Raw genomic sequence first — 22566 nt, forward strand, 5'->3', positions numbered from 1 at the left:
TTGTGCTCTGGTTGAGCTGGGCAGCCACAGCGGCGGCCGAACCCCGGGCCCAGATTCGGGGCGAACTGGACAGCGCGCTGCGCAGCCAGCTGGAACGCGCCATCGGCGAGGTCGATGCCCCCGCCGACAGTCGTTTCGAGGCCCGTCGCCGGGCGCGTGGCGCGGTCGAGGCCGCCGACGCCCTGCTGCGCTCCGAGGGCTACTACCAATCGACCATCCAGGATGTGGTCGAGGGCGATGAAAACCCCGTCGCCATCATCGACATCCAGCCGGGACAGCGGTTCCTGCTGACAGAACCCACCATTCTGTGGGTCGACCCGGCCCCCGACCCGGAAACCGGCGCGGCGGTAACCAGCGAGGCCGGCCTCACGGCAGGCGAACCCGGACGCGCGGTCGATGTCATCGCTGCCGAGGGACGGGTCATCGCCGGGCTGACCCGTCGCGGCTATGCCGACGCCAGCACGCAGCCCCGCCGGGTCGTCGTCGACCATGAGAGCTTTACCGTCGATCCGGAGTTCCGCATCCAGGCCGGACGGCTGGTGCGGCTGGACGGCGTCCGGCTGGAAACCCGCGGCCCGACCAATCCCGCCTGGGTCGTCGGCCTGACCCCCTGGACCGAAGGCGACCGCTACGATCCCGACAAGGTCGCCGAGCTGGAGCGACGCCTGCTCGAAACCGGCGTCTACGACGGCGTGGGTGTCGCCCTATCCCCACAAGACCAGATCAATGAGGATGGCCTGCGCCCGATCATCGTCACCCTGACCGACCGCCCCCGCCGCATCCTTGAAGCCGGCGCTACCTTTTCGACTGCCGAAGGGTCGGGCGTCGACGTGATCTGGACCCACTACAACCGGTTCGGGCGCGCCGACACCCTGCGCTACCAGGCCCGACTGGCCAATATCAACAGCCGCATCGGGGCCGATCTCAGCCTGCCCCATTGGCGGCGTCCCGGCCGGACGCTGGCCCTGTCCGCAGCCCTGGTCAACGAGGACACCGATGCCTACCGGCGCACCGCGCTCACCCTGGCCGCCGACCTGCGCCAGCGACTCGGTCGAACCTCATGGATCAGCTACGGCCTGGGCATCGACGCCGGCAACTATGATGAGAACCGCTACGATCCGCTGACAAACTCCCCGATCAATTTCAATCGCGACCTGGTGATCCTGACCGGGCGTACCAATGCCTATATCGACCGATCCAACGACCCGCTGGATCCGACCCAAGGTTGGCGAATGAGCCTGTCCGCCCAGCCAACCGCCGTGAGTGGCGAGGCGAAAGCTGCCTTCCTGCGCAGCGAAAGTCAGGTCTCCGGCTACCTGCCGCTCCGGGACGGCGGCAAGACGGTCCTGGCCGGCCGTCTCCGGCTCGGCTCGATCCTCGGTGGAAACGAACTGTCGGTACCGTCCGATCGCCTGTTTTATTCGGGTGGCGGTGGATCGGTGCGCGGCTTCACCTATCAGGGGGTCGGACCCCGGTTGCCGGACAACACCCCGCGCGGCGGCCTGTCCCTGTTCGAGACCTCGGTGGAGTTGCGTCAGGACATTGGTCGCGGCTTCGGGGCCGTGGTCTTCCTTGACGCCGGCTCTATTGGTTTCCAGCCGACGCCGAACGTCTCCAACCTGCGCTACGGGGCCGGTCTCGGCGTCCGCTACAAATTGCCATTCGGCCCGATCCGCGCCGACATCGCCTTCCCGCTCGACAAACGCGAGGGTGACGCCAACTTCCAGGTCTATGTCAGCATCGGTCAGGCGTTTTGACCGAGTCCCCTCCCCCGGAAAACGACCCGCCCGCGGTCCCGGACACCCCGGCTGAAACTGCCCGGAAGAAGCGCACGCGGCTGCAGGCGCTGGCCTTTTTCGGCGGCATCACCACCGCTGTCCTGCTGGCCCTGCTGGTGCTCGGACTGGTCGGTGGTCGCATGTACCTGTTGTCTGACTCCGGTCGGGATCTGGTCACGACCTTTGCCTCGGGCCAGAAGATCGGCCGGTTCGGCCGTCTCAACGTCGAGGGGGTCCGGGGCGACCTGTTCGACGACTTCACCGTTGATCGCGTTACGGTCACCGACGCCAAGGGCGTCTGGCTTGAGGCTCGCAACGTCCACGTCGACTGGTCCTACTGGGCACTGGTCGGCCGCCGCTTTCACGCGACGACGATAACCGCCGATGTCATCCGCCTGATCCGCCGCCCCGAGGTCGAACCCTCGCTGGAGCCGCCCGGCCCCACCCCGTTGGCCATCGACATCGATTCCTTCCGCGCCGACGTGGAACTGCTGGAAGACTTCAGCAAGGAGTACGGTCGCTGGAAGCTGACCGGCGAGGCCGACATCCCACGCACCGGGACCAAAACGGCCACCGTCAACGCCCTGAGCAACAGCCGCGAGGGCGATTTCCTGCGCCTGACCGCGACCTTCGGCGGCAAGATCGAGGATATGCGCGTCAATCTGCGCGCCAGCGAGGCCCGCGGCGGTCCGATCGCCGGTGCGCTGGGCTATTCGCCGGACCAGCCGTTTTCAGCTACCGCGGTCGTCAACGGCGAGATCGTCGACGCCCTGGTGCGCACCGGCGATTTCACCCCCCTGATCGTCAAGGGTCGGTACGGCAAGGACGGGGCCAGGATCGGCGGCTTCGTCGATTTTTCCGGCTCGGACCTGCTGCAACCCTTCATCAGCCGCATCGGCCGCAAGGCGCGGTTCGGTTTCGCGGCCGTGCCCGACACCGGTCGCGACGGCTATCAGGGCATCGCCTGGCGATTGCAGGCCGACAATATCAACTCCCACGCCCGCGGCATGATCCGGCTGAGCGACCGCAGCGCCCCCGATGGAATCCGGGTGGAGGTCTCGACGCCGTCGCTGAGTCGCATGCTGAACCGTCCGATCGCCGGACCGGCGGCCTGGACCGGTGTGTTCAAGGGCACCGCCTCGGTCTGGACGCTGGACGGCGCAGCGTCGCTGACGGCCACGGACCTGATCAGTTACCGCGCCGCCCGTGTGGCCGGTCCGCTGGACATCCAGGCTCGCAACGGTCGTTACACCGTCGACACTGACCTGACCGCCACCGGCGGGTCCTCCGCCGGCGTGATCGGGACCCTGCTGGGGGCCACGCCCCGGGTCCAGCTGAAGGCCACCCGCTCGATCGACGGCGCGGTCCTGCTGGAACAGATCGAAGCCAAGGGGCAGGCTCTGGAAATCAGCGGCACCGGTGGTCGGAACCTGGGTGGAGCGCTGAGTTTCCGGGGCCGCGCCACCATCACCGACCTGGCGCGACTGCGCACCGGTGCGGGCGGCTCGCTCGGCGGCGCGGTCACTGCGATTGCCCGCCGGCCGGGCGATCCCTGGCGTCTGACCGTTGACGCCCGGGGTCAGCGACTAACCACCGGAATGGCGGAACTGGATCGCCTGCTAGGCACGACGCCGCGATTGCAGCTGGACGGGAGCTTCAAGTCCGGCAAGCTGGAGATCGAACCCGCCCGCCTGACCGGGGCTGCCGGCCGGGCGAGCGCGCGCGGCTTGATCGAGGGCGACGGCCGCATGCGGCTGGCGCTGGACTGGACCGCCGAGGGCCCATTCGGTGTCGGCCCGATCGAGGTCGATGGAACCATGACCGGCGACGGAGCCCTGACCGGCACGCTGGCCAATCCACTGGCCGACCTGCGCGCCCATTTCGACAGCGTCGCTGCGGGTCCGCTGAACCTGACCGCAGCCGATCTGATCCTCAGCTTCCGCCGGGGTGACGACGCGTCCGACGGCCGGCTCGCCATCACCGCCGGATCCAAATACGGGCCGGCGACGGCCTCGGGCAATTTCTTCCTGGGCGGCGATCGCATCCGCCTGACCGACGTCGACCTGAACGCGGGCGGGCTCGCTGCCCAGGGTGCGATCGGCCTGTCCAGCCGCGTACCGTCCAGCGCCGACCTGACCTTCACCGCCCGCCCTGGGGCCTTCCTTGCCAGTGGCACCGCTGACGGGCGTATCCGTCTGACGGAAGACAGCGGCCAGGCCTCGGCCAGCGCCGCCATCGTCAATGTCAGCGGCCGCAATGTGCGGCTGGTCGGCTCCAGCTATGTGCTTCGTACCTTCGACCTGAACGGCACCGGTACCCTGGCCAGCCTGCCCTTCACCCTGTCGGCCGATGTGGGCGGGAACATTCCGGTCCAGTTCAACGGCGGAGGCACCTATTCGCGCCAGACCGACGCCCAGACCGTCGTCCTGCGCGGCGGCGGCCGGGTGCGTGACATCGCCTTCAGCACCCGTAATCCGGCCGTGATCGCCCTGTCCGGTGATGGCCGCCTGATCCGGCTGGATGTCGGGGTCGGCGGCGGCGTGCTGCTGGGCGAACTGCGCCAGGACTCCCGGGCCGCCATCTTCCAGGCCGATCTGACCAGCGTCGAGCTCGGCTCACTCGCCCCGGACATGCGCGGACGCGTGACCGGTCGCGTAGCCCTGCGCGGGACAGGCGACGACCTGTCCGGCTCGGCCAATGTCACATTGCAGGATGTGCGCAGCATCGACGCCCCGCGGGGCCTGTCCATCGACGGCACGCTCAATGCCCTGCTGGTCGACAACAGCCTGAGCATCAAGGCCGACGTCCGCGACGAGGATGCGGTGACCGCGCTGGTCGACATGACCCTGCCGGTCGTCGCCTCGGCTGCGCCGCTGCGATTGGCCGTGGCCCGCACCCGGCCCATGGCCGGCACGGTGTCGATCCAGGGCCAGATCCAACCGATCTGGGACCTGCTGCTGGGTGGCGAGCGGTCGCTGGCCGGGCAGATCAATGCCAATGCCACCCTGGCCGGTAGCCTGAACGAACCCCGGCTGAACGGACGTCTGGACCTGACAGAGGGTACCTTCCGCGACACCACCACCGGCGTGCGTCTGGCCAACATGACCCTGGCCAGCCGTTTCGACGACACCACGGCCCTGATCCAGACCTTCAATGCCGGTGACGGATCCGGAGGTACGGTCACCGGTGATGGCCGCATCGGCCTGCGTCAGGGCTCCGCTTCCAGCTTCCAGCTGGCCCTGACCCGGTTCCGCATTATCGACAACGATATCGCCAGGGCCCGCGCCACGGGCCCATTGACGGTCACGCGCGCCGCCGACGGCAAGGTGCAACTGACGGGCCAGATGGATATCGACGAGGCGCGGATCGAGGCCAAACTGCCCGGCTCGACCGGAATTGTCCGCATGGACGTGGTCGAAATCAATCGACCCGGCGGCGATCCGGTCACCGACGACCAGGTCAGCTCACGCGGTGTACAGATCGGGCTCGACATCGCCCTGCGCTCACGCGGCGGCGACATCGTGGTCGTCGGACGCGGCCTGAACGTGGCCATGAGCGTGGATGCCCGGGTCACCGGCTCCATCGCCCGACCGATCCTGACCGGCAACGCCAGCGTGATCCGCGGTGACTATGAGTTCGCCGGCAAACGGTTCGTCTTCGACGATCAGGGCACCGTCAGCCTGTCGACCGATCCGGCCCGAATCCGGCTGAACCTGTCGGCAGAACGCGACGATCCGGCCCTTACGGCCACGATCCGGGTCACCGGCACGGCCGAGTCGCCGAAGATCGCCCTGACCTCAACCCCGTCCCTGCCCCAGGACGAGATCCTGTCCCAGGTCCTGTTCGGGCGGTCGGCCTCGCAGCTGTCGCCGTTCGAGGCGGCCCAGCTGGCGTCAGGTGTGGCTTCTCTGGCCGGCGGTGGCGGTTTCGATGTGATCGGTAACCTGCGCGAACTGGCCGGTCTGGACCGGCTGTCGTTCGGCGGCGAAGCCTCGGCCCTGACCGTCGCCGGCGGGCGCTACATCTCGGATGACGTCTATCTGGAGATCATCGGGGGCGGTGAAGGCGGCGCGGCCGTCAATGTCGAGTGGCAGGTGCGGCGCAACCTGGCCATCAGCTCCCAGTTCGGCGGAGAGGGCGACGCCAGCCTGTCGATTCGCTGGCGTCGCCAATCCAGGGTTCCGGGCACGGCCGATACGGACCGTCGCCCCAACCGGGAGTGAGTCAGGCGGGCTTCTGCGTCTTCTCGAGGGCTGCGGCGCCGCGCGTTCCCGCAATATGAAGGATCAGGGCCAGAACCATCACCACCACGCTGATGACGGCCAGGGCGCTCGCACCGCCCGCCATCTTCATGCCGGCCTCGTACAGGGCGTAGGCCGTCAGCATACCGGCGATTATCGGAATCATTGTCCCGGGACGCACCCACTGAAACAGACCAGCAGCGATTTGCACCAGGGCTGACACCCCCAGAATGGCCAGCGTCATGGTCGCCACGTTGGACCCGGTCGAGGTCGTCGCCGCGCTGGCCTGCGGGATTGATCCAAGAAGCGCCACCAGCAAGACCACATCCTTCGCTGCCGTCAGCCAAAGCGCCACGGAGCTCATCCGTGCCGCGGCCCTGGCCTCGTCCACGCCGACGGTGGTCGCCAGCGGATTCGCGGCCTTGATCCAGTTTGTCATTCAAAATTCCTCCCTCGTTAATCGCAACGCTAGCGCGCATTGTCAGGAAACCGAAGAGCCCAGATGCGGAGACTTCACCTTCACCTTTGGCTTCTCTCCCGCTAGTGTCCGCGCGCATGCAAATTCTCCCCCACGACCAGGCCGCGCTCGACCATGTCGCAGCGCGCGAAACCGCGATCATCGGGCGCACGATCGCCTGGGCGGCGATCAACTCCGGCAGTCGCAATGCTGACGGTCTGAACGCCATGCTGACGGTGCTGGAGGCTGAAGCCCGGACCCTGCCGGCCGAGGTGGTCCGCATCCCGACCAAGGGCTCGACCACCGTCGGTGACGACGGCTCGGTGCGCACCGAAGCCCATGCCGACGCCCTGAAGATCATTTGCCGCCCGAAGGCTCCGGTCCAGATCGTCCTGACCGGCCACTATGACACCGTCTTCCCGGTCGACAGCGCCTTCCAGACCGTCGTGACCCGCGCTGATGGAGCCCTCAACGGACCCGGCGTCGCCGACATGAAGGGCGGCATCTCGGTCATGCTGGCCGCACTGGAGGCCTTCGAGACCCATCCCGACCGTGATCGCATCGGCTGGACCGTGCTGCTGTCCCCGGACGAGGAGATCGGCTCGCCGGCCTCGGCCCCGCTGCTGGCCGAACTGGGCGCGCGGGGCCATGTCGGCCTGACCTATGAGCCGGCCATGTCCGACGGCTCCATGGCGGGGGCCCGCAAGGGCAGTGGAAACTTCCACCTGATCGTCTCGGGCAAGGCCGCCCACGCCGGACGCGCCTTCCATGAGGGAGCCAATGCCGTGGCCGGGGCCGCCATTATCGCCGCTGCCCTGCACGCCCTGAACGGCCGGCACGAGGGCGTCACTGTCAATGTCGCCAGGATCTCGGGCGGTGCGCCGCTGAACGTTGTCGCCGACAATGCCGTGGTCCGCTTCAACGTCCGGGTGCCGGACAAGGCCGCTGCCGACTGGACCCTGGCCGCGGTCAAGGAAATCGCCGCCACCCCGCCGTTCGCCGGCCTGACCCTGGACCTGCACGGCGGTTTCACCCGCCCGCCCAAGCCGATGGACGAGTCCCAGGCCGCCCTGTTCGAGGCTGTACGCGAGGCCGGTGCCCTGCTGGGCCAGCCGATCGCGTGGTCGTCGTCGGGTGGCGTCTGCGAGGGCAACAACCTGCACGCGGCGGGCCTGCCCAATATCGACACCCTGGGCGTCCGCGGCGGCGACATTCACTCGGACCAGGAGTTCGCCTGGCCTGACAGTTTCGTGGAACGGGCCCAGTTGAGCACCCTGATTCTGTGCAAGATCGCCTCGGGCGAGATCGACGCCGAGCGGCTGAAGGCCCTGCGTCTGGAGACGATGTAAATCCATGCTTGTTGTGCGCCCCGCCGGCCCGGCCGACCTCGACCACCTGCTTGAACTGGCCATCCTCAGCGGACCTGGCTTCACCAGCCTGCCCGAGGACCCCGACCAGCTGTCGGAACGCCTCGACGTCAGCCGCGACAGCTTCTCGGGCAAGCTGAAGCCCGAGGCCTGCTGGTACACGGTCATGCTGGAAGAGACCGACACTGGCGAGATCGACGGCATCGGCTCGGTCAAGGCGGCGGTCGGGCTGAACCGGCCCTTCTTCTCGTTCCGGGTCGTGACCAATACCCAGTCGTCCCCCTCGGTCGACGTCAAGCTGGATCACCAGACCCTGGTGCTGGTCAATGAATGCACCGGCTGGTCCGAGGTCGGCTCGCTGTTCCTCAAGGCTGACCGCCGCAAGGGCGGGGCCGGCCGCCTGCTCAGCCAGTCCCGCTACATGCTGATCGGGGCCCAGCCCGAGCTATTCCACGAGAACGTCCTGGCCGAGCTGCGCGGGGTCTTCACCCCCGACGGCGGCTGCCCGTTCTGGGACCATGTGGCCCACAAATTCTTCCCGATGCCGTTCGACGAAGCCGACATGATGACCGGCTCGACCGACAAGCAGTTCATCCTCGACCTGGCTCCGCGCCACCCGATCTACATTGAACTGCTGCCGGAACCGGCCCGGGCCGTGATCGCCAAGGTCCATCCGCAAGGGGTGCCGGCCATGGCCCTGCTGGAGAGCGAAGGCTTCCGCCCCAACGGCCTGGTCGACATCTTCGACGCCGGGCCGACCGTGGCCTGCGGCCGCGACAACATCCGCACCGTACGCGACGCCCGACCGATGACCGTGGCCATCGCCGATCATGTCGAAGCCGAACTGCCGTCGCTGATCTCGACCGGCTCGGTCATCGCCTTCCGCGCCGTGCGCCAGAAGGTTGGCATCGAGGGGGATGTCGCCACCCTGTCCGCCGAAACCGCCGACGCCCTGCGGGTCAAGGCGGGCGATGTCGTGCGTGTGAAGGCCTAGGCCCCAGAAAAATGAGCAGTCCCATGACCCGTTTCACCTCGATCGATCCCGCCACCGGCGACACCGTCTGGGAAGGCCCCGCCGCCACCGGTGAACAGGTCGCCGCCGCCGTGAGCGCGGCCCGGACCGCCTTCCCCGACTGGGCCGACCGCCCGCGTCAGGACCGGATCGATGCGGTCAAACGCTATCAGACGGCGCTGAAGGCCCGGGCCCCGGCCATGGCCGAGGCCATCAGCCGCGAGACCGGCAAGGCCCTGTGGGAGACCACCGCCGAACTGGGCTCGATGGCCGGCAAGGTCGACCTGTCGATCAAGGCCTATGACGAACGCACCGGTGAACGCACGGCCGAGACCCCGTTCGGCACCGCCACCCTGCGCCACCGGCCGCACGGCGTCGCTGCGGTACTCGGCCCGTTCAACTTCCCCGGCCACCTGCCCAACGGCCATATCGTCCCGGCCCTGCTGGCCGGTGACACTGTGGTGTTCAAACCGTCGGAAGAAACGCCGCACACCGGCCAGCTGATGGCCGAATGCCTGGCCGAGGCCGACCTGCCGACCGGCGTATTCAACCTGATCCAGGGCGCGCGCGACACCGGCGCGGCCCTGCTGGACCAGCCGATCGACGCGCTGATGTTCACCGGCTCGGGCGCGGCGGGCGCGCATTTCCGGCGCAAATTCGCCGAGGATCCGCACGTGATCCTCGCCCTCGAACTGGGCGGCAACAATCCGCTGGTGGTCTGGGACGCGGCTGACGCCGAGGCCGTGGCCGGGATCGTGGTCCAGTCGGCATTCATCACCACCGGCCAGCGCTGTTCATGCGCCCGCCGCCTGATCGTGCCCGAGGGCCCGCAGGGCGACGCCATCATCGAGGCCGTCGCCGCCCTGGTCGACCGGCTGGTCTTCGCCCCGTGGAACAGCCCGTCCGAACCCTATGGCGGCCCGCTGATCTCGCCCAAGGCCGCCGAGGCCGCCCTGTCCGCCCTGCAGCAACGCATCGCCGCCGGGGCCAGGGTCATCCGCGCCTCGGGCCCGGTCGACAATCTGCCGGGGGCCTTCGTCAAACCGGCCATCATCGAGGTCACCGGCGTGACCGTGCCGGACGAGGAGATGTTCGCCCCCTTCCTGTCGGTGACCCGCGCCGCCAGTTTCGACGCCGCCATCGCCGAGGCCAACGCCACCCGCTACGGCCTCAGCGCCGGTCTGGTCAGCGACAACCCGGCCAACTGGGACCATTTCATCCGCCGCATCCGCGCGGGCGTTGTGAATTTCAACCGCCCGACCACCGGGGCCGCCGGCAACATGCCGTTCGGCGGCCTGGGGGCCAGCGGCAACCACCGCCCCAGCGCCTACTACGCCGCCGACTACTGCGCCTATCCGGTTGCCAGTTTCGAGGCCGGGGCGGTCAGGAACATCGAGGGTGAGATCAAGGGCCTGCGCGGGTGACACACGCCGTCGAAGCCAATGCCGACGGCTTGATCGGTCCGACTCATTCCTATGCGGGCCTGAGCCCCGGCAATCTGGCCTCCAGCCTGAACAAGGGCGAGGCCTCGAACCCGCGCGCGGCGGTGCTGCAGGGGCTCGACAAGATGAAGACCCTGGCCGACCTCGGCCTGCCGCAATACGTCCTGCCGCCGCACGAACGGCCCGACATCGCCTTCCTGCGCAGCCTCGGCTTCACCGGCAGCGACGCCTCCGTGCTGGAGGCTGCATGGGAGACGGCGCCGTCGTTCGCCGCCGCCGCCTGTTCAGCCTCACCGATGTGGGCCGCCAATGCCGCGACCGTGACGCCCAGCGCCGACGCCGCCGACGGCCGGGTCCATTTCACCCCGGCCAATCTGCACACCAACCTGCACCGCTCGCTGGAGCACCAGCAGACCAAACGGGCGCTGGACGCCCTGTTCCCCGACCCAGCCCGGTTCGCGGTCCATGACGCCCTGCCCGCCGTGGCCCATCTGGCGGACGAGGGGGCCGCCAACCACGTCCGCCTGTGCGCCGAGCATGGCGCGCCCGGGGTCAATCTGCTGGTCTGGGGTCGCGAGGCCTTCGAGCCGTGGGCCGACGCCTTTCCGGCGCGCCAGACGCATGAGGCCAGTCAGGCCATTGCCCGCCGCCATCAGGCCGCCCGGCCGGTCTTCCCGCGCCAGTCGCGCGCTGCCATCGCCGGCGGCACCTTCCACAATGACGTGGTCTGCGTCGGGGCGCTGGACACCCTGTTCTTCCACGAACTGGCCTTTGAGGACACGGCGGGCACCAAGGCCGCGATCCGCGCCGCCGCCGACGGCCTGTTCGAGCCGCAGTTCGTTGAAGTCTCCAACGCCGACCTGCCGCTGGCCGACGCCATCTCCAGCTATCTGTTCAACTCCATGCTGGTGCAGATTCCCGGCGAGGATCGACTGACCCTGATCTGCCCGACCGAGACCCGCGACAACCCGCGCAGTCACGCGGTGGCCGAGGCTCTGGCCGCCTCCAACGGCCCGATCGGGTCGGTTCGCTATGTCGATGTGCGTCAGTCTATGCGCAACGGCGGCGGCCCAGCCTGCCTGCGCCTGCGTGTGGTGCTGACCGAGGCCGAACAGGCCGCGGCCAATCCGGCCATGCGGCTGACCGACGCCCTGCACGCCCGCCTGTCGACCTGGGCCGGACGCTGGTACCGCGAGGCCCTGCGCCCCGCCGACCTTGCCGATCCGCAACTGCTGATCGAAAGCCGCGCCGCGCTGGATGAGCTGACCGGCATCCTCGACCTGGGGGCCGGCTTCTATCCGTTCCAGCGCGGCTGATGCGCGATTTGGCGGGCCGCTGAAACCCGGCTAGCGTCACCGCACCGGGACGGGGGAATTCCAGCGTGATCAGAAATCTGGCCTTCGGCTGCGCCCTCCTCAGCGTCCTGATCCTTGTGGTGCTGACCGTGGCCGGGGGGCTGGTCTATCCCGACTATGACCACCTGACCCAATTCATCAGTGAGATGGGCGCGACCGGCGTCGTGACCGGTCCGGCGGTCAGCGCAGGCTTCATCGTCTCGGGCGTGTTGCTGACGCTGTTCTGGCTGCTGTGCATCGGCCTGTTTCCGCGCTCCCTGCTGTCCACGGCCGGATTCGGCCTCAGCGCCCTCAACGGCGTGGGCCTGATGTTCGGCGGGGTCTTTCCCTGTGCCTTCGAGTGCAGCCTGACCGACCCGACCCCGTCCGCCGTGCTGCACGATGTGTTCGGCGGGATCGGCTATCTGGCCGGGATCGCCGGGGTAAGCCTGATCGCCCTGGCCGCGCGCCGCTGGCCCCGGGACCGCATTCTGTATCCGCTGGGTCTAGCCTGCGGCATCCCCGCCGCCGCCGCCATCTGGCTGCTGCACCCCGGTTTCGAATGGTATGGCGCAGCCCAGCGGGTCGTCGAGATCGCCCTGGCCGTCTTCGCCCTGGCCGTGGCGATGCGGCTACTGGCCCGCCCGCACGGTGGAGAGGTCGCATGACCCGGGCCCGCAATCCCGCGCTCGTCGCCGGCGGCCTGTTGAGCGTCGCCGCCGCGCTGCTGCATATCGCCTGCATCATCGGCGGTCCCGCCTGGTACCGGTTCTTCGGCGCGGGTGAAGGCATGGCCACCCTGGCCGAACAGGGCTCAATAACACCAACCCTGATCACGCTGGGGATCGCCGCGGTCCTCGCCATCTGGGCGGCCTACGCCTTTTCCGGCGCGGGCCTTCTCCCCCGACTGCCGTTACTGCGTACCGGACTGATCGTGATCTCCGCCATCTACCTGCTGCGCGGACTGGTGTTGATCCCGGCGCTGGTGATCAACAGGGGCGCAGTCGAGCCCTTCGTGCTGTGGAGCTCGTTGATTGTGCTCGTCTATGGCGTCGCCTATGCGTTCGGGACCTGGACCGGCTGGCCCACCCTGGCCCCCCGCCGATGAGCGTCGCCATGACTCCTGCCCGCCGCCTGCGCAACATCATCGGCGGTTCGGCCGGCAATCTGGTCGAATGGTTTGACTGGTTCGCCTATTCGGCCTTTGCCCTCTATTTCGCCCCGGTCTTCTTCCCCGAGGGTGACGACACGGCGACCCTGCTGAAGGCGGCGGCCGTGTTTGCCGTCGGCTTCCTGATGCGGCCGATCGGGGCCTGGATAATGGGCATCTATGCCGACCGGCGCGGACGCAAGGCCGGGCTGACCCTGTCGGTCAGCCTGATGTGCACCGGCAGCCTGATCATCGCCTGCACCCCCGGCTATGCCACCATCGGCCTGGGGGCTCCGGCCCTGCTGCTGCTGGCGCGAATGATCCAGGGCCTCAGCGTCGGCGGCGAATACGGCTCCTCGGCCACCTATCTGTCGGAGATGGCCACGGCTAAACACCGCGGTTTCTGGTCCAGCTTCCAGTACGTCACCCTGATCTCGGGCCAGCTGCTGGCCCTGATGCTGCTGATCGGCCTGCAGAAGACCCTGACCCCCGACCAGCTGGCCGCCTGGGGCTGGCGCGTGCCCTTCTTCGTCGGGGCAGCCCTGGCGGTCATCGTGTTCTGGCTGCGCCGCCGGCTGGACGAGACCCAAGCCTTCATCGCCACCGACACCGCCGAAACACCGAAATCCAGCGCCCTGCTGCTGGTGCTGAGACACCCGAAGGAAGCCCTGCTGGTGCTGGGCCTGACCGCCGGTGGCACGCTGGCCTTCTATACCTACACCACCTACCTGCAGAAATTCCTCGTCAACACGAGCGGCTTCAGCAAGGCCACGGCAACCGAGATCAGCGCCGCCGCCCTGTTCGTCTTCATGCTGCTGCAGCCGGCGGTCGGGGCCCTGTCGGACCGCATCGGCCGGCGCCCGGTGATGATCGCCTTCGGCGTCGGCGGGGTGCTGTTCACCGTGCCGATCATGACCGCCCTGTCGACGGCCCAGAGTCCGCTGGTCGCCTTCGCCCTGTCGATGAGCGCCCTGGTCATTGTCAGCGGCTACACCGCCATCAATGCCGTGGTGAAGGCCGAACTGTTCCCGGCCCACATCCGGGCCCTCGGCGTGGCCCTGCCCTATGCGATCGCCAATGCCGTATTCGGCGGCACTGCCGAATACGCCGCCCTGTGGTTCAAGGACATCGGTCTGGAGAGCGCCTTTTACTGGTACGTCACCGGCATGATCGGCGTGTCCCTGCTGGTCTTCATCTTCATGCGCGACACCCGCAAGGCCAGTCTGATCGTCCACGCGGATTGATCAGGCGGCGAAACGCCCGCCCCGCGCCGCATAGGCCTGGGTGCCACGGGTGAAGAGCTGATCCTCTGGCAGGATGGCGTCGATGGCGATGTCCTCCGCTCCCTTCAGCCGCTGATAGATGGGGCCGAAATCCTTCAGGGTTTCGGCCTTCAGCGCCTCGATCGAGTCGATGACGAAATAGACCTGCTGGAAATCGTCGATCCGGTAGAGGGTCTTCATGACCCGCTCGAGGTCGAAACCGAGCCGGTTGGGCGATGGGTCTTCAAGGGCAAAGACACTCTCGGTCGCCGAAGAGACGATCCCCGCGCCATAAATGCGCAAACCGTCGGTGTCCTGCATCAAGCCGAACTCGACCGTGTACCAGTACAGGCGCGCCAGGTTCGGCAGCATGCCCATTCCGGCGGCGCGCTGTCCGCCCTTGCCGTAGGCTTCCATATAGGCGGCGAAGTCCGGGTCACTCAGCATCGGCACATGGCCGAACACGTCGTGGAAGATGTCGGGTTCCTGCAGATAGTCCAGCTGATCCGGCTTGCGGATGAACTGGCCTGACGGGAAGCGCCGGTTGGCCAGGTGGTCAAAGAAGACCTCGTCCGGCACAAGGCCCGGCACGCACACCACGGTCCAGCCGGTCAGAGCCTGCAGCTTGGGATTCATCACCGCGAAATCGGGAATGCCACCGGTGTTCAGGTCCAGCGCCTTGAGCCCCTGCATGAACACATCGCAGGCCCGGCCCGGCAGGACCTTCATCTGCCGCGCATACAGGGTGTCCCAGGTGCCGTGCTCGACAGCCGTATAGGCGTCCCAGTCCTGGGGAATGGTCCAGTCGGCCGCTGCCCCTTCGGGCGGGGCCTCAAAGACGTGCTCGAAATCGGACATGGACGCGCTCCTGCACTGAACTCTGACGACGGCTGAAGCCAGTCTAGTCCTTCACTCCGTTGGCGTCATCAGTCACCGGCGCGGTCAATGAATCTGATGCGTCCGCGGGGCCATGTGGCCACGGGCGTCGACGCGAAATATCCGCGCCTGGTCAGCCGGTGGCAGGCGAGCAAGCTCATCGTCCGCTTCCAGCATGGCCTCGGCGGCGTAGACGACGAAACCACTGTCATCCCCGATGGCGTAGACTTGGTAGAAGGGCTCGTTTGCCTGGGCCGCGCTCGGCTCATCGGCCGGGCCAGCATAGGTCGCGTCGACGTCAACGACCACGCCACGAAAGGCATTGTCGCGGTGACGGACGATCTGGCCGAGGCCAAATTTGGCAGTCTGGATACTCATCATGGCCCCATCCTGCGCCCCCGCCCCTGAGCGGGATGCCCGTGTCCCTGTTCATATTCGCGACAGTTTGGCTTGGCACTGACGACTCCCCCGGACTACGATGACCGGGACGGGCGCCGTTCTGGACCGCCCATTTGAAAGTTCGGCCATGCCGGAGATCGACGGCGCGCCCGCACGGCGCGACGACCGGTCCCGGCCCCGAAGGCCTGAAGGTCACGGGGCAACAGGCCGGGATGCGCCGCTCTATGGCGCGCTCGACCTGGGGACCAACAATTGCCGGCTATTGATCGCGAGGCCGTCGCGTGACGGTTTCCATGTGGTCGATTCCTTCAGCCGCATCGTCCGCCTCGGCGATGGTCTGTCGCGGACCGGCCGGCTGGACGACGACGCGATGGAACGGGCCTATCAGGCGCTGAACCTGTGCGCCGAGCGGGTCGCCCGCAAAGGTCTGGAGTCCACCCGGCTGTCCGCCGTCGCCACCCACGCCTGCCGGGAGGCCGACAATGGTCTGGCCTTCATCGAACGTGTCCGGGTCGGCACCGGCCTGCACCTGCGCATCATTGATCCGGTCGAGGAAGCCCGGCTGGCGGTCGAGGGCTGTCTCAATCTGTTTGATTCCAAGGCCGAGGCCATTCTGGTCGTCGATGTCGGGGGCGGGTCCACCGAACTGTCATGGCTACGGCGCGAGGACGGCCGCTTCCGCACAGTAGGCTGGATGTCGGCCCCGATCGGTGTCGTCACCCTGGCCGAGCGCCATCCCGAACCCGCGTCCGGCCTCGACCACTGGTTTGAGACCATGGTCGTCGACATGGGCGTCGCTCTGTCTCAGGCGGACGTCGACCCCGGTCTGCACGCACTGTTTACCGGCGGCCGGGCCCATATGGTCGGCACCTCGGGGGCCATCACCAGCCTGGCGGGCATTCATCTCGGTCTCGACCGCTACCAGCGCAGCCTGGTCGACGGCCTTTGGATGTCGCGCGACGACTGCGAGCAGGCGACCGAAACCCTGCAGCGTCTGGGCCGGGCCGGCCGCGCGGCCGAGGCCTGTATCGGGCCGGACAGGGCCGACCTGGTGCTGGCCGGAGCCGCCATCATGGCTGCGGTCCAGCGGGCCTGGCCGTGCGAACGGGTACGGGTGGCTGATCGCGGCCTGCGTGAGGGCCTGCTGCTGCAGCGCATGCGTGAGGATCGTCGCCCGTCCCGGCGTCGCCGCAACCGGGGCCGTAGCCGGCCTCAGCCGCCGGCGACGACCTGAGCCTGGGAGACATCAACCGGCAGGGTGATGTCGCAGACCGAGAAATCGGCACCCCGCGCCTGTCGCACCTGGTCGGCCAGGGTCCGGAATCCAGCGGACTCCGTATTCAGCACCCGCACCACCGGACGCCCGACCTCGGGCAGATCGGAAGCGATCCGGACCCGGGTCATTCGGTCCGGTTCCGTGACCATGCCGTTGTCGCCCTCACCCGACTTCAGCGCCCGGACCACGTCCAGCCCGGACACCACCGTGCCCCAGACCGTGTAACGCTTGTCGAGCGCCGGATAGGCCTGGCGCATCAGGAAGAACTGGCTGTTGGCCGTGTCATTGCCCTCGTCGCGGGCCATGCCGGCCACGCCCGGGCAGTACAGACCCCAGCCGTGCACCTTGCCGTCGCCGGTCAGGGCCATGGCCGCATCCGGCTGGGTCTGGACCGGCAGGGAATGGACGAAGCCGATCAGGGCCCCGGCGGGCGCGGCGACCGCGGTAAAGGGTACGGACGCATCACGACGGAAGGTGAACTCGGCCGCCAGGTCCGGATAGGGGCTCTGGCCCTCGCCATTGCCCAGCGGGTCTCCGGTCTGGGCCATGAACCAGTCGATCACCCGATGCCAGGTCAGGCCGTCAAAAAAGCCCGCGCGCGCCAGCAGCCGGATTCGCTCGACATGCAGGGGCGCAAGCTCCGGTGCCATCTCGAGCAGGATCCGGCCCCGGTTGGTGTCAATGATCAGCAGGTTCGCCGCCGGAACGGTACGCCATTCCGTGACAACATCGGCTGTAGTTGGGGAAGCCACCGCCGGCGGTGTCCCGCCGACGTCCTGGGCCTGGACCATTCCGGCCCCGGCGCAGACAGCCAGTCCGGCCAGAATCGCAGTCGCTCGTCTCATGGTCGCCCCTCCCGCGGACATGTTCAGCCGTCGATCAGTTCGGCGGCTGGTTGCAAATCACAGATGCTGAAACGGACCCCGCGCGCCGCGCGCACCCGCTCGACTTCGGCCTGAAACGCCGCCGACGTGGGCAACAACACCCGGACCGCCGGGCGTTCTCCCTCCGGCAGGGCCGCCGCCGTGCGGACCCGCGTCATCGAATCCGGCGAGTCGGTGACCTGGCCATCTGTCGCCTCAGGGCCGGTCTTCAACGCCTTGACCACATCCAGACCGACAACCACCCGACCGAAGGTCGTGTACAGGCTGTTGAGGCTGTCGTTTTCATCCATCATCAGGAAGAACTGGCTGTTGGCGCTGTTCGCGCCGGACGAGCGCGCCATCCCGGCCACCGCCGGACAGAACAGGCCGTTGGCGGCGGTCTTGAAGTCCGCGGTGACGAACATCTGGGCGTCGGGCTGGGTCACCACCGGCATGGAACCGAAGATGCCGCGCAGGCCCTCGCCACTGTTCGGAATGGCGACGAAACCGCTGTCAGCGCCGCGACGGAAATTGAACTCTCCGGCGAGGTCCGGCAGCTCGCTGCCGTTCATCCCGGTCCCGGTAGGGTCCCCGGTCTGGGCCATGAAGCCCGCGATCACCCGGTGGAAGACGATGCCGTCATAGAAACCCTGATCGGCCAGCGTCCGGATCCGCCCGACATGATTCGGGGCCATGCGCGGCTCCAGCTCGACCAGTACCCGCCCTTTGGTCGTGTCGATGACCAGCAGGTTCTCCGGCGCGATCATGCGCCAGTCGCTCGCCGCCGGGGTCTGTGCCGCGGCCAGGCCCGCCCCCGTCAATAACGCGACGGCAGCAGCGGTCGCCGCCAGAATTCCGATAGGTTTGCTCATGCGTGTCCCTTGACCTTGGCCCGGACCTGTTCGGCGACCGACGGGCTTACAAAACTGTCGATCGCACCGTCCAGACGGGCGATCTCCTTGACCAGACGCGAGGCCACGGCCTGGTGGCGCGGGTCCGCCATCAGAAACACGGTCTCGATGTCGGCATTGAGACGCTGGTTCATCGCGGTCATCTGGAACTCGTACTCGAAGTCGGCGACGGCGCGCAGGCCGCGCACGATCATCTGGGCCCCGAGGCTCTCGGCAAAATGCATCAGCAGGGTCGAAAACGGCTCGACCACGATGTCGGCGTCGATCCCGACCACCTCGGCGCGCACCATCTCGACCCGTTCGGCGGTGGTGAACAGCGGCCCCTTGTCATCATTCTGGGCCACGCCGATGACCAGCCGGTCCACCAGCTTCACGGCCCGGCCGATGATGTCCATGTGGCCGTTGGTCACCGGATCGAATGTTCCGGGGTAAAGCCCGATACGCATGGCGTTTTCTCCGCTGCTGTCGACAGGTCTAGCAGCCACCCGCGGCCGGGCCTAGATCGGCTGACGCGGGTTTGACCGCCAAGCCTGCTGCAGCCGCGCGATCATCGCGTCCGCCCCGGCAAAGGTCTCCGTTCCGATCGCCGTGATGGCGCAGGCGGGCGTGGCGCTGTTGCACAGGAAGGCCGCCTCGAACCCGCCGAGGTCCAGCAGCCGCATAGGCTCGCTGACGACGTTCAGTCCGACAGACTCAAGGCCGCGCCCGATCAGTGCCTGCGCCACGCCCGCCAGCATCGGAGCCTGCGGCCAGACCACCGTCTCCCCGCGAATGAAGCCGATGTTCCACAAGGTGCCTTCGGCGATTTGCCCCTGCTCGCCGACGAACAGGGCGTCGTCGAACCCGGCCGCCGCCGCAGTCCGGCGCGCTCTCATCAGGCCGAAGCCGGCCGTGTGTTTCAGATGGGCGGCCTCGCGCCCGTAGGTCACGGGCAGAACCCGCAACGCCTCGCCCAGCGGCGGCGGCGGTGGAAAGACGGCGGTCATTACCCGGGGACAGCCGTGCCAGCCCGCGTCACGCGGCCGAATTTCCGGTGAAAACAGACTGACCCGCAGCCAGCAGTCGTCGCGGTCGGCGACGGCGTGACGCATCAGTTCCCGCAGCCGCGCCTCGCCCGGCGACTCGCCAAACAGGTCGATGGCCGAGGCCTCAAGCCGCGCCAGATGCAGGTCCAGCCCCCGCACAGCACCGCCCTCCACTCGAAAGGAGGTGTAGGCCCCATAGTTGACCAGGGCGAGATAGGTCAGCTCGGCCTCGGTGACCGGCGCTCCGTCGACCAGGATCACGCTGTCCGGGACCATGGATCAGGCGTCGCCGCCCTCAACGTCGTCCTCGCCGTCCACATCAATGTCGATGTCCTCATCGCCGTCGCCCTCGACCTCGGCCAGTCGCTCGACCGACACGACCCGCTCACCCTCGGCGGTGCGGAAGATGGTCACCCCCTGGCTGGTGCGGCCGACGGTACGGACCTGGCTGACCGGCGTGCGGATCATCTGACCGCCCGAGGTGACCAGCAACAGGTCGTCGCCGTCCTCGACCGGGAAGGAAGCCGCCAGACGGTCGCCTGCGCGTCCGCCCAGACCGTGGGCGATCAGCCCCTGACCGCCTCGACCGGTGCGCCGGTATTCATAGGCCGACGACCGCTTGCCGAAGCCGGTCTCGGTCACGGTCAGAATGAACTCCTCGGCCGCGCCCAGTTCGGCGATCCGCTCGATCGACAGGGCGGTGTCGCCGCTGCCCTCGTCCTCGTCGTCCACCTCGACCACCGTGGTCTCGTCGTCGCCGTCACCCGCCGCGCGACGCATCGCCGTGGCGTGTTTGACATAGGCGGCCCGCTCGTCCGGCGTGGCGTCGACCCGGCCCAGCACGGCCATCGAGATGACCTGGTCGCCGGCCTTGAGACGCACGCCGCGCACGCCGGTGGAATCCCGACCCTTGAACACGCGCACATCGTCGGCCTTGAAGCGGATGGCCCGGCCCAGGGCGGTGGTCAGCATGACATCGTCATCGGCCGTGCACAGGGCGACGCCAACCATGTGGTCACCCTCTTCCAGCTTCATCGCGATCTTGCCGGCGCGATTGACCGTGGCAAAATCGCTGAGCTTGTTGCGCCGCACGTCACCCGAGCGGGTGGCAAACATGATGTCGTAATTGCCCCAGTCGGCCTCGTCCTCAGGCAGGGGCAGCACATTCATGATGCTGTCGCCCGGCTCGATCGGCAGCAGATTGACGAAGGCCTTGCCGCGCGAGGTCGGCCCGCCCAACGGCAGACGCCACGTCTTCAGCTTGTAGGCCTTGCCGTTGGTGGCGAAGAACAGCACCGGCGTATGGGTCGAGGCCGAGAACACGCCGACGATGGCGTCCTCGTCCTTCATCGTCATGCCCGACTTGCCCTTGCCGCCGCGATGCTGGGTCCGGTAGGCGTTCAGCGCCACCCGCTTGACGTAGCCGCCGTGGGTCACGGTCACGACCATGTCCTCGCGCGGGATCAGGTCCTCATCTTCCAGCTCGAAGTCCCCGTCGCCGATCTCGGTGCGGCGCGGCACCGCGAACTCGGCACGAACCGCCAGCAGGTCGGCGCGGATCACCGCCAGGATGTTGGCGCGATCTGACAGCAGCTCCAGATGGCCCTTGATGGTTTCGGCCAGGCCACGGGCCTCGCTGAAGATGTCGTCGCGACCCAGACCGGTCAGGCGTGACAGGGTCAGGGCCAGGATGGCCCGGGCCTGTTCGTCCGTCAGGTTCAGCTTGTCACCCTCGACCAGCATCGAGCGCGGGTCGGCGATCAGCTCGATCAGGGCCATCATGTCCCCGACGGGCCAGGGCTTGGACTGCAGCCGTTCGCGCGCCTCGGCCGGATCGGCCGAACTGCGGATGATGTGAATGACCTCGTCGATATTGGCCACGGCCACAGCCAGACCGACCAGCACGTGACCGCGGTCGCGGGCCTTGGCCAGTTCGAACTTGATGCGGCGGACCACGACCTCTTCCCGGAAATCCAGGAAGACCTCGAGCATCTTGCGCAGGCCCATCTGCTCGGGACGACCGTGGTTCAGGGCCAGCATGTTGACGCCGAACGAGCTCTGCATCGCCGTATAGCGCCACAGCTGGTTCAGGATCACGTCGCCCGAGGCGTCGCGCTTCAGCTCGATCACCATCCGCATGCCCTGACGATCGCTCTCGTCACGCACGTCGGAAATGCCCTCGATCCGCTTCTCGCGTACCATTTCGGCGATGCGTTCGATCAGGGTCTGTTTGTTGACCTGGAACGGCAGCTCGGTGACGACGATCGCTTCTCGATCTTTCCTGATCGTCTCGACCGTGGCCTTGCCGCGCACGATGACCGAGCCGCGCCCCTCGCGCAGGGCGTTGCGCGGCGCGGTGCGACCCATGATTTCGCCGCCGGTCGGGAAGTCAGGCCCCGGAACCAGGTCCAGCAGGGCGTCGTCGGTGACCTCGGGATCGTCCAGCAGCGCCACACAGGCGTCGATGATCTCGCCCAGATTATGCGGTGGGATGTTGGTGGCCATGCCGACGGCGATGCCGCCCGCGCCATTGACCAGCAGGTTGGGGATCCGCGCCGGCAGGACGACCGGCTCCAGCTCCTTCTCGTCGTAGTTCAGCTGGAAATCGACGGTGTCCTTGTCGATATCGGCCAGCAGCGCCATGGCAGCCGGGGCCATCTTGGCCTCGGTGTAACGCATCGAGGCCGGCATATCGCCGTCGACCGAGCCGAAATTGCCCTGGCCGTCGACCAGCATCAGCCCCATCGAGAAGGACTGCGCCATACGCACCAGCGCCATATAGACCGAGGCGTCGCCGTGCGGGTGGAAGCGGCCCAGCACGTCACCGACCACGCGTGCACATTTCGAATACGAGCGCTCGGGCGTCATGTTCAGGTCGTGCATCGAATACAGGATACGGCGGTGCACGGGCTTCAGTCCGTCACGTGCATCCGGCAGGGCCCGCGACACGATCACGCTCATGGCGTAGTCGAGGTAGGAGCGTTTCAGCTCCTCCTCGATCGTGATGGTCGAGATATCGCCACCCGCGCCGGACGGAGGCACGGCAGTCTCAAAGGTATCGTCGGTCAAGGAAATCAGGCTTTAAATGGCCGGAATCGAAACGTGATCCGCTATAAGGGTTTTCTAGCATCCAGGTCCCCGCGAGGCAAAGTTTCCGGGCCTGCGAAAGCCGT

The 22566-nt window shown here is 67.7% G+C and carries 18 protein-coding genes; 10 read left to right on the forward strand and 8 right to left on the reverse strand.

From position 1 onward, the window contains the following. Positions 1-2: 2 nt before the first annotated feature. Both AAC067_RS10710 and AAC067_RS10715 read left to right on the forward strand, forming a co-directional pair. Positions 3-1757: an autotransporter assembly complex family protein gene (locus AAC067_RS10710; protein ID WP_339932477.1), complete on the forward strand. Its 1755-nt coding sequence runs from the start codon at positions 3-5 to the stop codon at positions 1755-1757. After that, positions 1754-6001: a translocation/assembly module TamB domain-containing protein gene (locus AAC067_RS10715; RefSeq protein ID WP_339932325.1), complete on the forward strand. Its 4248-nt coding sequence runs from the start codon at positions 1754-1756 to the stop codon at positions 5999-6001. Before AAC067_RS10710 ends, AAC067_RS10715 begins: the two co-directional genes overlap by 4 nt. 1 nt (position 6002) lies before the next feature. Here AAC067_RS10715 and AAC067_RS10720 read toward each other — a convergent pair whose 3' ends face one another. Beyond that, positions 6003-6458, reverse strand: a complete 456-nt coding sequence (locus AAC067_RS10720; protein WP_339932327.1) for a hypothetical protein — start codon at positions 6456-6458, stop codon at positions 6003-6005. Between the two features lie 116 nt (positions 6459-6574). Here AAC067_RS10720 and AAC067_RS10725 point away from each other — a divergent pair, with 116 nt between their 5' ends. From AAC067_RS10725 to AAC067_RS10755, 7 genes are all read left to right on the forward strand, one after another. Further along, complete coding sequence (locus tag AAC067_RS10725; RefSeq protein ID WP_339932329.1) at positions 6575-7825, forward strand: hydrolase; 1251 nt, start codon at positions 6575-6577, stop codon at positions 7823-7825. A 4-nt stretch (positions 7826-7829) separates the two neighbouring features. Further along, the gene (locus AAC067_RS10730) at positions 7830-8837 is read left to right on the forward strand and encodes an arginine N-succinyltransferase (protein WP_339932331.1); all 1008 of its coding nucleotides are present in this window, start codon (positions 7830-7832) and stop codon (positions 8835-8837) included. A gap of 23 nt (positions 8838-8860) precedes the next feature. Continuing rightward, positions 8861-10279, forward strand: coding sequence for a succinylglutamate-semialdehyde dehydrogenase (astD, locus tag AAC067_RS10735; protein ID WP_339932333.1), 1419 nt, complete (start codon positions 8861-8863; stop codon positions 10277-10279). Further along, positions 10276-11613, forward strand: a complete 1338-nt coding sequence (astB, locus tag AAC067_RS10740) for an N-succinylarginine dihydrolase (protein ID WP_339932334.1) — start codon at positions 10276-10278, stop codon at positions 11611-11613. Before astD ends, astB begins: the two co-directional genes overlap by 4 nt. A 65-nt stretch (positions 11614-11678) precedes the next feature. Then, the gene (locus AAC067_RS10745) at positions 11679-12299 is read left to right on the forward strand and encodes a DUF998 domain-containing protein (protein ID WP_339932336.1); all 621 of its coding nucleotides are present in this window, start codon (positions 11679-11681) and stop codon (positions 12297-12299) included. Next, positions 12296-12739 carry a hypothetical protein gene (locus AAC067_RS10750; protein ID WP_339932338.1) on the forward strand — a complete coding sequence of 148 codons (444 nt, stop codon included), beginning with the start codon at positions 12296-12298 and terminating at the stop codon, positions 12737-12739. The genes AAC067_RS10745 and AAC067_RS10750 overlap by 4 nt, the downstream gene beginning before the upstream one ends. 8 nt (positions 12740-12747) lie before the next feature. Beyond that, entirely contained in the window at positions 12748-14025 is a 1278-nt protein-coding gene (locus tag AAC067_RS10755; protein ID WP_339932340.1) for an MFS transporter, read from the forward strand. Here the strand turns inward: AAC067_RS10755 and phhA are convergent, their stop codons facing one another. After that, the gene (phhA, locus tag AAC067_RS10760; RefSeq protein ID WP_339932342.1) at positions 14026-14901 is read right to left on the reverse strand and encodes a phenylalanine 4-monooxygenase; all 876 of its coding nucleotides are present in this window, start codon (positions 14899-14901) and stop codon (positions 14026-14028) included. A gap of 84 nt (positions 14902-14985) precedes the next feature. Then, positions 14986-15300 carry a heat shock protein HspQ gene (gene hspQ, locus AAC067_RS10765; protein ID WP_339932344.1) on the reverse strand — a complete coding sequence of 105 codons (315 nt, stop codon included), beginning with the start codon at positions 15298-15300 and terminating at the stop codon, positions 14986-14988. A 97-nt stretch (positions 15301-15397) separates the two neighbouring features. Here hspQ and AAC067_RS10770 point away from each other — a divergent pair, with 97 nt between their 5' ends. Continuing rightward, positions 15398-16552 carry a Ppx/GppA phosphatase family protein gene (locus AAC067_RS10770; RefSeq protein ID WP_339932346.1) on the forward strand — a complete coding sequence of 385 codons (1155 nt, stop codon included), beginning with the start codon at positions 15398-15400 and terminating at the stop codon, positions 16550-16552. On the opposite strand, the gene AAC067_RS10775 is transcribed toward AAC067_RS10770, so the two are convergent. Genes AAC067_RS10775 through gyrA form a run of 5 tightly spaced genes read right to left on the reverse strand, consistent with a single transcriptional unit; the run spans position 16531 to position 22462 of the window. Then, positions 16531-17439 carry a peptidylprolyl isomerase gene (locus AAC067_RS10775; RefSeq protein ID WP_339932348.1) on the reverse strand — a complete coding sequence of 303 codons (909 nt, stop codon included), beginning with the start codon at positions 17437-17439 and terminating at the stop codon, positions 16531-16533. The two genes, AAC067_RS10770 and AAC067_RS10775, sit on opposite strands and share 22 nt — an antisense overlap. Positions 17440-17462: 23 nt before the next feature. Then, positions 17463-18329 carry a peptidylprolyl isomerase gene (locus AAC067_RS10780; protein WP_339932350.1) on the reverse strand — a complete coding sequence of 289 codons (867 nt, stop codon included), beginning with the start codon at positions 18327-18329 and terminating at the stop codon, positions 17463-17465. Then, the gene (gene coaD / locus AAC067_RS10785) at positions 18326-18814 is read right to left on the reverse strand and encodes a pantetheine-phosphate adenylyltransferase (RefSeq protein ID WP_339932352.1); all 489 of its coding nucleotides are present in this window, start codon (positions 18812-18814) and stop codon (positions 18326-18328) included. Before coaD ends, AAC067_RS10780 begins: the two co-directional genes overlap by 4 nt. A gap of 51 nt (positions 18815-18865) precedes the next feature. Beyond that, positions 18866-19669 (reverse strand): aminotransferase class IV, encoded by an 804-nt coding sequence (locus AAC067_RS10790; protein ID WP_339932354.1) that lies wholly within the window; start codon positions 19667-19669, stop codon positions 18866-18868. Between the two features lie 3 nt (positions 19670-19672). Beyond that, on the reverse strand, positions 19673-22462 hold the full coding sequence (gene gyrA, locus AAC067_RS10795) for a DNA gyrase subunit A (protein ID WP_339932356.1): 2790 nt from the start codon (positions 22460-22462) through the stop codon (positions 19673-19675). Between the last annotated feature and the right edge of the window lie 104 nt (positions 22463-22566).

This window comes from uncultured Brevundimonas sp. (assembly GCF_963977465.1).
In the GTDB taxonomy this organism is placed as follows: domain Bacteria; phylum Pseudomonadota; class Alphaproteobacteria; order Caulobacterales; family Caulobacteraceae; genus Brevundimonas.